The 12,854-nt window shown below is 65.5% G+C and carries 8 protein-coding genes; 4 read left to right on the top strand and 4 right to left on the bottom strand.

Translation table 11 applies throughout. The features are described 5' to 3' along the window. Positions 1-208: 208 nt before the first annotated feature. Together AC3A3W_RS20300 and AC3A3W_RS20295 are read right to left on the bottom strand one after the other, a co-directional pair. Positions 209-556 (bottom strand): RidA family protein, encoded by a 348-nt coding sequence (locus tag AC3A3W_RS20300; protein WP_487444925.1) that lies wholly within the window; start codon positions 554-556, stop codon positions 209-211. Positions 557-600: 44 nt separating this feature from the next. Next, complete coding sequence (locus tag AC3A3W_RS20295; RefSeq protein ID WP_487444924.1) at positions 601-2,163, bottom strand: aldehyde dehydrogenase; 1,563 nt, start codon at positions 2,161-2,163, stop codon at positions 601-603. Positions 2,164-2,578: 415 nt separating this feature from the next. On the opposite strand from AC3A3W_RS20295, the gene AC3A3W_RS20290 reads away from it, so the two are divergent. From AC3A3W_RS20290 to metH, 4 genes are all read left to right on the top strand, one after another. Continuing rightward, the gene (locus tag AC3A3W_RS20290; protein WP_487444923.1) at positions 2,579-3,859 is read left to right on the top strand and encodes an MFS transporter; all 1,281 of its coding nucleotides are present in this window, start codon (positions 2,579-2,581) and stop codon (positions 3,857-3,859) included. Between the two features lie 416 nt (positions 3,860-4,275). Continuing rightward, positions 4,276-4,593, top strand: a complete 318-nt coding sequence (locus AC3A3W_RS20285) for a glycogen debranching N-terminal domain-containing protein (protein WP_487444922.1) — start codon at positions 4,276-4,278, stop codon at positions 4,591-4,593. 275 nt (positions 4,594-4,868) lie between these two features. Beyond that, positions 4,869-5,378: a flavin reductase family protein gene (locus AC3A3W_RS20280; RefSeq protein WP_487444921.1), complete on the top strand. Its 510-nt coding sequence runs from the start codon at positions 4,869-4,871 to the stop codon at positions 5,376-5,378. A gap of 332 nt (positions 5,379-5,710) precedes the next feature. Beyond that, a complete protein-coding gene (gene metH, locus AC3A3W_RS20275) occupies positions 5,711-9,361 on the top strand; it encodes a methionine synthase (protein WP_487444920.1) in 3,651 nt (1,216 codons plus the stop codon). Here the strand turns inward: metH and AC3A3W_RS20270 are convergent. Together AC3A3W_RS20270 and AC3A3W_RS20265 are read right to left on the bottom strand one after the other, a co-directional pair. Further along, the gene (locus AC3A3W_RS20270; RefSeq protein ID WP_487444919.1) at positions 9,351-12,221 is read right to left on the bottom strand and encodes an ATP-binding cassette domain-containing protein; all 2,871 of its coding nucleotides are present in this window, start codon (positions 12,219-12,221) and stop codon (positions 9,351-9,353) included. The genes metH and AC3A3W_RS20270 overlap by 11 nt on opposite strands. Next, the gene (locus AC3A3W_RS20265; protein ID WP_487444918.1) at positions 12,218-12,775 is read right to left on the bottom strand and encodes a hypothetical protein; all 558 of its coding nucleotides are present in this window, start codon (positions 12,773-12,775) and stop codon (positions 12,218-12,220) included. Before AC3A3W_RS20265 ends, AC3A3W_RS20270 begins: the two co-directional genes overlap by 4 nt. Between the last annotated feature and the right edge of the window lie 79 nt (positions 12,776-12,854).

Below are 12,854 nucleotides of genomic sequence, written 5' to 3'. Positions count from 1 at the left end.
TCAGGTGGGACCCTGGCTGCCACGGGGCCAGCTGTGCCCCCGACGGGTCAGCGAAGGTAACGCTGGTCACCCCATCCGATTCCCAAGTTTTTTGCTGTACCCTCAGGGTCCGTGCGGTGGGCTCCCCGGTCGTTACCCGGTCAGTGGCGGGAGCCGGCTGGGATGATTCTTCCGGTCCCCGTGTGTTCAAAGTGGCGGTAGTCATGGTTCACTCCTGGCCCCGGTGCGCTACGGCTTCAATTTCCACCGTGGCGCCGTATGGCAGCGCAGAAACTTCAACGAACGTCCTGGCCGGCCGGGGAGCGGTGAAGAGCTGTTCGTAGTGGCTGTTGGCTTCTTCGCGCAGGGTCAGGTCCGTGACGAAGTAGGTGGTTTTGACGATGTCCTGCATGGACATGCCGATGGTCGCCAACCGCTCCGAGAGCCTGGTTGTAGCGGCCTCAATGGCCTCGGTTCGGCCGCTGACCGGCGTGTAGTTTTCATCAACGGACAACGCCCCGGACACGAAGCCGAAACCTCCGGCCTGGTATGCCGGGCTGTAGGGGTGAGCACTCACTGACTTGCCTTTCATTGGGGATGGATTGGAATATGCTGCGGATCTCATGCGCCGGCCCAAGGCAATGGGGCGCCGGAAAGATCGACGTATATGCTCTTCTGGCGCATGTAGGAGCGGATACCGTCCCTGCCTTTTTCGGTACCCAGTCCGCTCTCTTTGATCCCGCTGAACGGGGTAGCGATGCTGAACTGTTTGTACGTGTTGATCCAGACGGTGCCCGCAGCAACCGCCCGCGCAATGCGCCAGGCCCGCCGGTAGTCCCTCGTCCAGATGCCGCAGGCAAGACCAAACACACTGTCGTTGGCCTGGGCCAGCAGGTCAGCTTCATCATTAAAGGGAAGGACCACAGCCACGGGACCGAAGATCTCCTCTTGGCAGATCAGGTCGGAGTTGGCTACACCGGCAATGATGGTGGGCAGGTAGTACGCGCCCTGCTGCAGTTCCGGCTCCGCCGGCCGTGCGCCGCCGCACAGGATCTGCGCTCCGGCTGCGCGTGCATCCTCGACCATCTTTTCGACGGAATCCCTGTGGGCGTGGGCAACAAGAGGTGCCACCTGCGTTCCTGGGTCGGTTCCTGGACCCACCCGCAGGGCTTTGGCTCCTTCGACTAAGCGTGCCAGCGCGGTGTCATAGATTTCCCGCTGGATGAATACCCGCGAACCAGCGATGCAGCTCTGGCCGCTGGAGGAAAAAATTCCGTAAAGCACCCCGGCGACGGCTTGATCCAGATCCGCGTCCGAAAAAATGATGGTTGGCGATTTTCCGCCCAGTTCCAACGTGATCGGCATGATTTTATCGGCCGCGATGCGACCCAGCTGCCGGCCGGTCGAGGTGCCGCCGGTGAAGGAAACCTTGCCGACCTCCCTGTGCCGTGCCAGAGCGTCCCCGACGGTCCTTCCCGGGCCGGGAAGCACCGAAAGCAGGCCCGAAGGCAGTCCAGCCTCGTCGCAGATCCTTGCCAGCAGCAGCGACACCCAGGGCGCCCAGACCGGCGGTTTGATCACGACGGCGTTGCCCGCGGCAAGGGCCGGAGCGACCTTTTGCGCGTCGCTGGCAATGGGGGAGTTCCACGGTGTAATGGCAGCCACCACACCGATGTGCTCGTAGGTGGAGATACTCAGGTAGTCACCCCGCGGCGGGGTTAACGCATCCTCCATGGTTTCAAGGGCCGATGCGGTGAAACGGAACGTGGCCGCAGCGCTCATGGCCAACGCCCGCGTTTCCTTGAGCGTTTTACCCGTGTCCTGGGTTTGAAGAACAGCGATCCGGTCAGCATTGGCTTCAAGAGCCGAACCGATCCTGTGCAAGACAACTGCGCGTTCGTGCGGTAGCTTACGGGCCCAGCCGGACTCCTCAATGGCCGCCAGGCCTGCCGCGACCGCCACATCGACATCGTCAACGGTGGCACCATGGAGCGTTGCGAAGACCTCAGAAGTTGCGGGATTGACGGACTCGATCAGTGCCCCTGCGCCCCGGGCCCAGACCCCGCCAACGTAAATCTCGTCCAGCGTATCGATGCCCGGTTCAAAGCCGCGGAAGGGGATATATCCTTCGGAGTCTGTACCGGCCAGCCGTTCCACGATGCCCGCGCTGCTCTGCGTTGTCATCCTCAGGGTCCACCAATCTTTATAGTCACTCAGGCTGTCGCCGACGTTGTTCGCTGCTATCCCGCAGTCGCGGAAGCGACCGGAATGTGAACTAGGTCATGTCAAACAATAACAGCACTAAGATACTTTGTGTCAAGGCAGTGGGGTCTTGACCTTTAAGCGCTAAGGAGATAGAACTAACACAGTGCCATGATCTTCACCACACTTGAGCACCTCGCTAGCCCCCGCCTACGTGGGCGGGCTGACGGTGAGAGAGCACGTGTCGTGCGTGAACGGAGAAACCGTCATGATGTAGCAGCCGGCGACGACGCCTGGGGCCTCGTCCACGGCCTTGACTCCCGAGCCGCCTACGGGCGGGTGGCATGCCCCCGCTTCGAGACTGTATTCGAAGCCCTCACAACCTTAAGGATGTCCAATGGACACGATGAGCGAACCCAAGAAGCAGGAAGAGACCAAACCGAATTGGTGGGTACTTTGTCTCGCATGTGCGGCCATAGTGCTCGATGGATACGACACGGTCGCGTTGGGCGTGTCCATACCGGCGATAGCCAAGGACTGGGGTGTTGCACCCTCGCACTTCACTCCTGCGCTTGCGCTGACCAGCGCTGGAGTGGCTCTGGGGTATCTGGCGGTAGGGCGCCTCGTGGCCAGAATGGGCACCAGAAACGTCATTTTTTCGGCGGTCGTGGTGTTCACCCTGGGTTCGTTGCTGACAGCGTGGTCGGATTCGATTCTGCAGCTGACGATTTTACGATTCGTGACCGGCCTGGGACTGGGTGCCGTGCTGCCAGCCGCTGTCGCCCATGCGACCGCAGTCAATCCCGCTCGGTTGCGTCAATCGATTGCGGTGGTCGTGATGACGGGCATCTCGGTCGGGGCACTCATCGCGGGGTTGGCCGGGAGCGGTATCGTGGGCGCATTGGGGTGGGAATGGGTGTTCATTATCGGAGCTATCGCTTCTGCTGTGCTTCTGCCGTTCCTGTGGTTTGGACTCTCCGCCAGCCACGTATCGAGCACGCCCATTGACGCGGCCGAGGCCAAGCACCATGCGTCTGTGGCGCGCCTGTTCGATGCTTCCGTACGAAGCAGGACGCTAATCCTGTGGGCTTTTGCGTTCCTCATCTTCGCCTCGTTCTACGTGTTCTCCTCGTGGTTGCCGACTCTGCTCACGAGCTACGGCTTCAGTACCGGTCTAGCACCGCTGGGGTCGGCGGCCCTGGGCGTAGGAAGCATCATTGGTGCCTGCGTACTAATCATCGCATCGCGTCGATTCCGGATGACGTCCGTCCTGGCTGGAACCTCGGCAGTAGCGATCGTGTTCCTTGTCATCTCTGCATTCCTCGGCCCGGACAAAGCGCTGCTGCTGCTGGTCTTCGGCGGCGTCGGCCTCGGACTTCAGGCCGGCATGATCGGCCAGGCCGCGGTGGCAGTGTCGCTGTACCCCCAAGCAACGGTGACCGCCGGTGTCGGCTGGGCAGCTTCAATGGGCCGGCTCGGATCGGTTGTCGGCCCGATCTTCGGCGGCGTCCTCATCGGACTCGGCGTGGATACCAGCATCATCGTTCTCTCAGTATGCGTGCCCGTGATCATCGCTCTGATATTGGTGCTGATTCTAGGACGGATCACAGCAGCCAAAGCGTCGGTTCCGACGTCGTTACATCCGGCGAAATCGCCCCTCACCGCGCCTCGGACCTAGCGTAGACCCTGCCCTGCACTGCCCCTTCGACACGGAACTGCAGGGGCAGTGCAGGACTACGTACAGGTGAACCCTAATACTCCTGCCGTCGGTTGAATGCTCCCCAGACGCTCGAAGGCAAAGAAGAAGAAAGTCCTGGCGCGCGGCCCACAGAATCACGGCCATGGTCAACACCGTCGCGCGGGAGATCGAGAAGTAACACCTATCCGCACCACTCGGCGATTGGATTGGCGGCCCCCCGCTAGCGCGCGCATCGAGGATCTGGCGTAAGTAGAGCTGGCGTGCCATGGGCCAGCAACGAGTTCGGCTTGCTGCCGCTCTGAGAAGCCCGCATAGTTCTGAGCAAGTGCTGCTAGGCACTGTGGCCAGCGAAAGCGGGGGAGGGCCGAGAGATTCCGGGATGGAAGTTACTCTTCTTGAGGGATCTTCATTCTGCATTTCTGCGGCGGAACGGCGAAATGACGGCGGGCCGGCCGCAGGGAGCCTTCTTCAACGACACCCGCTTCATCGCGGAATGGAACCTGACCATCAACGGCCGGCCTATCGAAGCACTTTCCGTTGCGACACCAGAGCCTTACCGGGCCAAGTTTGTCGGGAGGGCCGCCAGCAACGGAGGGACGGACAGTCCGTTGCTGATCGAACGCGAACGAATCCTCGGGGCCGGTCTGACCGAAACTATAACCGTCCGCAACTACTCCCGGGTCATCGTTTTCGTTGCGCCTCGCTGCGTGTGATAGTTAGCCATGCTAATTAGCTCCGCTAACCATTATGGCGCGGATAATCGACTCTCATCCTCGGAGCAGTCCGAGGGGGCTGCGAGTCGGCTCCTCGGAGTCGGTGCAGCAACGCCGACCAAGCCCCAGTCCAGGCAGTGCCGGTTTCGTTTTCCTCGCCCATACGACCCTTGCGACCTTCTTCATACTATCTTAGACTTAAGATAGTTTAATCCAAGGGACATCTGGTTGATGCGAAACATCGCTTTCCGGGTCTTGGGCACGAAGGAGACAACATGACTCTCGTTACCGAACACCCCCGCACCATCGATCCCCAGCAGGTCCGGGAGGTCATGTCCAAAGTGCCGACGGGCGTGACCGTCATTGCGGGTGGGCCCGGACTTACCGGTGAACGAGCCGCCATGATCGTTGGATCATTCGTTTTCATTTCCGTCGAACCCTGTTTGGTTGGTTTCTTCGTTGGCCACGGCTCCTCAAGTTGGCCAAAGCTCAAGGAGGCCACAGTGCTTGGCATCAGCACCCTGTCCGCAAGCCAGACGCAGTTCTGCCGCAAGCTCGGAAAAAAGGAAGTGGACCGCTTCGCCGAGCATTTCTGGAACGAGGGCCCATGCGGTGCACCACTAGTCGCCGGTTCAGTCACGGCCATGGAATGCCAGATCGAAAACGTCACCTCCGTTGGTGACCATGACTTCGTTCTGGCCCGTGTCCTCGATCTCAGCGCCGGAAGCGCCGCCGACCCTCTTGTCTTCCAAAATCATAAGTTCTCCGGGCTCCTTCGCCACTGACTCGACAGGGCTTCGAGCGCCGCTTCCAGGATCCGCACAGCCTTGGGGCCCAAGCCGCGCATTGCGAGCAGTTGGCTGTGGCTGCATGCAGCTACTTGCGCCAAAGAGCCAATGCCGGCAGCGATCCAGGCGGAGTTCGCCGGGCGTCCGATCGGCGGAAGGTCACCGATCTGCGCAGGCGTATCGCGAGTGCTCATGCTGGCATCGTATCGAGATCACCCCGTGGCGCTGAGGCGCGGGGAACCGCAGCAGCACGCTCCCAGGCGCCCACCCGCCGTCGTAGTACACAGAAACACAGCCCAATGTTCGGACCCCGCGCGTACTCTGTTTAGATGCCTCGTTTTGCGCGTGATATTGAGTCCGTGCCCCGCCCCGTCCGCTCCCAGGAGCTGCTGGACGCAGTGAACCACCGGGTCGTCATTGCCGATGGGGCAATGGGCACCATGCTGCAGGGCAGGGAACTGTCGCTCGAGGACGACTTCCTGGGGCTGGAAGGCTGCAACGAGATCCTCAATGCCACGCGACCGGATGTCCTCGCGGACATCCATGACGCGTACTTCGCAACCGGCATCGACGCCGTCGAAACCAACACCTTCGGCGCGAACTGGTCCAACCTCTCCGACTACGGCATCGACGACCGTATTGAAGAGCTCGCGCGCAAAGGCGCGGAGATCGCCCGCGAGCGAGCGGAAGCGGCAGAAAAAACAGACGGACGGATGCGGTGGGTCCTCGGCTCGATGGGGCCGGGCACCAAACTCCCCAGCCTCGGGCACACCAGCTACGACTACCTCAAGCAGACCTTCGCCCTGCAGGCCGAGGGCCTCATCGACGGCGGAGCGGACGCCTTCCTCATCGAGACCAGCCAGGACCTCCTGCAGACCAAGGCCGCGGTCAACGGCTGCAAGCAGGCCATCGTGGCCCGCGGCGTCCGGCTCCCGATCTTCGTCGAGGTGACCGTCGAAACCACCGGAACCATGCTGATGGGCTCCGAGATCGGCGCCGCGCTCACCGCACTCGAGCCGCTCGGCGTCGACGCCATCGGCCTGAACTGTGCCACCGGCCCGGACGAGATGAGCGAGCACCTGCGCCACCTGTCCAAGCAGTCCACCGTGGCGATCGCCTGTATGCCCAACGCCGGTCTGCCGATCCTCACCGCCGACGGCGCGCACTATCCGCTGTCGCCCTCCGAACTCGCCACCGCGCACGAGCAGTTCATCCGGGAATTCGGCCTGGGCTTGGTGGGCGGATGCTGCGGTACGACGCCGGAGCACATGGCCGCCGTCGTCGAGCGTCTTGCGCCCTTCCGCGAGAGTGCCGCCGTCACCAGCGGCGGGAGGGGCGCCGACGGCGAACGCCTCCCCACCGAGCGTGAAGCGGGCATCGCTTCCCTCTACCACCACGTGAATTTCGACCAGGAGTCCGCGTACCTCGCAATTGGCGAACGCACCAACGCGAACGGTTCGAAGGCGTTCCGCCAGGCGATGCTCGAGGAGCGCTGGGACGACTGCGTCGACATCGCCCGCGAGCAGGTCCGTGATGGCGCGCACCTGCTCGACGTCTGCATCGACTACGTGGGGCGCGACGGCGTGGCCGACATCAAGGAGGTCGTCTCACGTTTCGCGTCGGCCTCCACGCTCCCGCTCGTCATCGACTCCACCGAACCGCAGGTGCTGCAGGCCGGGCTCGAACACATCGGCGGCCGCCCTGTGATCAACTCCGTCAACTATGAGGACGGCGACGGCCCCGACAGCCGCTTCGCGCGCATCATGCCGCTCGTGAAGGAACACGGCACCGCCGTCATCGCCCTGACCATCGACGAACACGGCCAGGCACGCACCACCGAGGGCAAGGTGGCCATCGCCTCGCGCCTCGTCGACGCCCTGGTGGGCGAATGGGGGATGCGCGTCGAAGACATCATCGTCGACTGCCTGACCTTCCCCATCGCCACCGGCCAGGAAGAGACCCGCCGGGATGCCATCGAAACGATCGAGGCCATCCGGCAGATCGCCGCGAAGTACCCCGGCATCCAAACCACGCTTGGCGTCTCGAACGTGTCCTTCGGCCTGAACCCGGCAGCACGCATCGCCCTGAACTCGGTGTTCCTGCGCGAGGCCGTGCAGGCCGGCCTGACCAGCGGCATCATCGACGCGGCCAAAATCGTGCCGCTCGCGTCCCTGCCGGAGGAGCAGCGCAAGGTGGCCTTGGATCTCGTCTGGGACCGCCGCGAATACGACGCCGACGGCAACCTGACGTACGACCCGCTCGCCAGCATGCTGGACCTGTTCGCCGGCGTCGACACCGCAGCGCTGAAGGACCAGCGCGCCGCGGAACTTGCGGCGCTGCCCACCGGCGCGCGCCTGGAGCGGCGCATCATCGACGGTGAAGGCAAGGGCCTTGAAGAGGACCTCGACCTGGCGCGCGCCGAGGGCATGACCCCGCTCGGCATCATCAACGACTACCTGCTCGAGGGCATGAAGGTGGTGGGCGAGCGCTTCGGCGCCGGCGAGATGCAGCTGCCGTTCGTGCTGCAGTCCGCCGAGGTGATGAAGTCCGCGGTCGCCCTGCTCGAGCCGCACATGGAGAAGTCGGATGCGTCGGGCAAGGGCACCATGGTGATCGCCACCGTGCGCGGCGATGTGCACGACATCGGCAAGAACCTGGTGGACATTATTCTCACCAACAACGGCTACAAGGTGATCAACCTCGGCATCAAGCAGCCGATCGCGGACATCATCGCGGCGGCCGAGGAACACAACGCCGACGTGATCGGCATGTCCGGCCTGCTCGTGAAGTCCACCGTGGTGATGAAGGAGAACCTGGCGGAACTGCAGTCCCGCGGGCTCGCCAAGCGGTGGCCGATCATCCTCGGCGGCGCGGCGCTGACCCGCGCCTACGTGGAGCAGGACCTGGCGGGGCAGTTTGAGGGCGAGGTCCGCTACGCGAAGGACGCCTTCGAAGGCCTCGACCTCATGGAGCCCCTGGTGCAGGTCGCCCGCGGCGCTGACCCCGCCGAGGTCGGCCTTCCCGCGCTGAAGAAGCGGAAACACCAGAGGGGCGCCAAGCTCACCCTGACCGAGCCGGAGGCAATGCCCGGCCGGTCCGACGTCGCCGCCGACAATCTCGTGCCTTCGCCGCCGTTCTGGGGCACGCGCATCGTACGCGGCGTCGCACTCCACGACTTCGCGGCCTTCCTCGACGAACGCGCCACGTTCATGGGGCAGTGGGGGCTCAAGCCCGGCCGCGGCGAGGACGGCGCCTCGTATGAGGAACTCGTGGAACGCGAGGGCCGGCCGCGCCTGCGCTACTGGATGGACCGCATCCTGGGCGAGGGCATGCTCGACGCGTCCGTCGCGTACGGCTACTTCCCGGTGGTCTCCGAAGGGGAACAGGTGGTGGTGCTGCACCACGGAGAGGACCGCGACGGCGTCCTCGGCACCGCGGGCCTGCTCGCCCCCGACGGCGGATCAGGCGGTCCGATCGGCACCGAGCGGCTGCGCTTCGACTTCCCGCGCCAGCGCCGTGACCGGCACCTGTGCCTCGCCGACTTCGTGCGCTCGCGCGAATCGGGGCAGATCGACGTCCTGCCCGTGCAGCTGGTCACCGCCGGCGGCAATGTCGATGAGGTGACTGCCGAGCTGTTCGCCGGCAACCACTACCGCGACTACTACGAGCTCAACGGCCTGGTCATGCAGCTCACCGAGGCGCTCGCGGAGTTCTGGCATGCACGCATCCGCTCGGAGCTCGGTTTCGCAGCCGAGGAGCCGAAGGACAAGGCCGGCCTGTTCAAGCTCGACTACCGCGGTGCGCGGTTCTCGCTCGGATACCCCGCATGCCCGGACATGGAGGACCGCCGCAAGGTGGTGGAACTGCTGCATCCCGAGCGGATGGGCGTGGTCCTGAGTGACGAGCTGATGCTGCACCCCGAACAGTCCACCGATGCGTTCGTGTTCCACCACCCGGAGGCGAAGTACTTCAAGGTGTGAGTTGGTCGGCCGGCGTGGAATGAGCCTGGGCGGAGTGCGCCTGCCCGGCGTGCCTGTCCAGGCTGGAGACCGGCTTCACCCGCCGGAGTGCGGCGAGAATGGCCCGCCCCACCACAGCGATTCCGACGACGGTGGTGATGCCACGCAGGGTGTCCCAGCCCGCCGTCGACGTCACGAGCGAGTAGAGCAGGAAGCTGCTGAGGTTGGTGCCCAGCGGCGCGCCGGGCACGTAGGAGATACCCGTGCCGGCGCCCACCGCAAAGGGCCAGAACCACAGGTTGGTCAGCAGGCCGAACACGTACGACGCCACGATGCCGTAGCCGCCCAGCATCCACAATTCGGCCTTGCCCCGCACACGCCGGGGGAGCAGGCCAGCCCCCGCGCCCACCCACGCACAGGCGAAGATCTGGAACGGGGTCCACGGCCCGATGCCGCCCCACAAGGCGCTTGAGAGGGCGATGGTGGCGGCGCCGAGGAGCATGCCGAAACGGGCGCCGAAGGCCCGGCCCGCCAAGATCAGCAGGATAAAGACCGCCTCCACGCCTCCGACGCCGGTGCTCGCCACCCGGATCGCCGAACCGACGGCGGCCAGGACGCCGAGCAGCGCCACCGTGTGTGCGGAGCGGACCGAGCCATCGAGGGACACGACGATGGCGACGGCGGCGAGCGGAGCAATGGCCAGCGCCGCGTAGGGGAGGGCCGCGGCGGCATCCTCGGGGAAGGCCGCGGCGAGCAGCGGCCAGCAGAAGGCGCCGAGGGCCAGGATGTTTGCGGCTGCGAGAACGGCAAGCTCGACGCCCCGCGGCATCCGCATACGGCGCTTTCTTTCCGCGCCTCGGATGCCTGTTGGTTCGGTGACCCTGGGCTTTACGCCGGCACCCGCCTGCCGGGGAAGCGGAGGCGGTTCCGGCGCGTTGGCCGGTGCAGAGCAGGGCGCGACGCCGTCACGCATCGGGAGGATCCGGGCGCCGAGGCTGTGGGCAAAGTCGAGGTCGTGCGTGGCGATCAGGACGGCCGCGCCTGAGTCCGCTGCGGCCCGCAGCGCGGCCGAGACTGCTGTGCGCGCCGCAGGATCGAGTCCGCGCGTCGGCTCATCGATCAGGAGTACCTCGGGATTGTCCATGGTCTGCAGCGCGACGGCAAGGATCCTGCGCTCCCCTGCAGAGAGGTCCCGGGGATGCTCGTCTCCAATGGGAATCCGGACGTCTCCCCGCAACCGGGCCAGGTGTGACTCCGCAGGCCTTGCGGAAAGCCGGTCACTGCCCGGGCGGCGCCGGACTGACTGACGCCCGCCGCGCGCCTGGCGCTCAGCGCGCGCCTGGCGCCGATCGGCCGCGCGGAGTTCTGCCGCGACGGTATCCCTGGTGAAGAGGTCGTCCGAGGCGTCCGGGACGAGGGCGACGCGGCCGCCGTCGACCGTCCTTTCACCAACCGTTCCTTCGCCCAGGGCGAGCGCCACGAGGAGCGACGACTTCCCGGCCCCGTTCGGCCCCACCAGGGCCACCACTTCACCGCGGTGCAGGGTCAACGATGCGTCATGCACCAGCGGCGTGCCCTTGCGGTGCACCGCAAGATTTGTCGCCGTCAGGACAGGCACTTGCTCCGCTGGCGGTGCCGGCGTTGGATGCGCAACCGTCGGGGAAGCGGACGGCGCGGCGCCCGGCACCAGGGCGCCGTCGTCGATGGTCCACCACGAGTCGGCAACCGGCACGAGCGGCACCGCCCGATGCTCCGCCACGATGACACAGACACCGGCATCGCGGGCGAGGGCGTTGAGCACGGCGATGACGCGTGCGCGTGCTGCGGTGTCAAGGTCCGCCAGGGGCTCATCAACCAGGAGCACGGCCGGATGCTCCACCACCGCGGCGGCGATGGCTACGAGCGTTGCCTCACCCGCCGAGAGTGTGCTGATATTCCGGTCCAGCAGCGCCGACACACCGATCCGCTCCGCGACCTCCAGCACCCGGGCTTTGGCGGTGGCGGATGCCATGCCGTGCAGCTCAAGCGCGAGGGAGATTTCGTCCCGGACCCGGGTAGACGCGAAGGCGGCGCGGGGATTCTGCAGAACGACGCCGATAAGGCGGGCGGTATCGCGCGGCGGCGTGGTGCCACGGTCTGTACCGGCGACGCGCACGGTGCCGGAAATTTCTCCGCCGTCAACGTGTGAGAGGAGGCCCGCGATGCCTCGCAGGATAGTGGACTTGCCGGAGCCCGTCGGCCCGGTAACGACCGTGATGGACCCGCTCGAGGGCGCGAACGCTGCGACGCGCACCCGGGCGTCACCAATGCGGAACTGCGCGTCCCGGACGAGGACCGGAGCTTCGCCGTGTTGGCCGGGCTGGTGTGCTGCCCGGCTTCCGAAGCCGCGCAGCTCCAGGGCCGCGGCAACCCGGCTCGCGTGCTCCAGGGTGCGCTCGAGCACGGGCACCAGGGCGCGGGCTCCGAAGCGTTCGCCCCGCAACCGGAAAGCCAGGCGTACGGAGGTCACGGCGTCGGCGAGCGCCGGGAGCGCCGCCCAAGCCACCACAAGCGTCCGGGCCAGGCCCTGCAGGGGGCCGCCACGGGCCAGGTGCACGAAGCCGCGCGCCACGTCCACAAACGCGTTGAGCAGGCCGAAACCGAGGAATATCCCGGCAATCGGCAGGGCGGACAGGACCGCCTCCCACAGGCCTTGTGTTGTTACCGGACCGAGGAGGACCACATGGGCATACGGGGCAGGCAACGGGACCGGCGGGAAGTTGAACAGAACCGTGTCACCAATGCCCGCCCCGTTGAAAAGGATGCGGTAGATGACCCGCGCCGCTATGAAGACGACGGCGAGAACCGCCGCTGCGCGTAGCGGCGCGGGCCGAAAGGTCATGCCGCGGGTGCGGCCGGTGCGCCGTCGACCGTGTAAAGCAGTTCCAGGCTCTGTCCCGGGCTCACCTTCAGGGTGGACAGGCCCTCCTGCGCGTATGCCCACTCACCGGAGGCCGGCTTCACCCAGAGCGCCCAGTAGGCAAAGGCGGCGGGCATCTTGCTGCATTTTTCCTGGTACGTGCCGCCCTTGTGGGCGATGTCGAGGTCAGCGGCAGGCACACCGTTCACACGGCACACCAGTTCCTTGGGATATTCGGCCGTGCCCTCGGTTTTCACCTTTGCCTCGTCGAGCACCTTGGACGCGGGCGTCGGCGCGTCCACGGGCACGCAAACGGACGTGTCGGCGGCAGCCTGTTTCAGGGCGCCCGAATCGACGATGACCTTCACGCCGGCGCAGGGTTCGGAGGCGGCGCTGGATGAAGTCGTTGCCGTAGGCGCCGGGGCAGAGGTGGTTGGCTGGGTGGCGGCCGGCGTGGAACAGGCGGCGAGGGTAAACAGGAGACCTGCGGCGGCGAGGGAGCTCGCGGCGGCGGTGCGGATCGTAGTCAAAGTCACGCTTCAAGGGTAGGGCGTGGCTTGTCCGGATCCGGATGCCGTCGCGTTGTGTGACGATATTCAGCCATCTGCGTCCGTA

The organism is Arthrobacter sp. Soil_N43, assembly GCF_057655195.1.
This window is presented reverse-complemented; position numbering and strand designations above follow the sequence as displayed.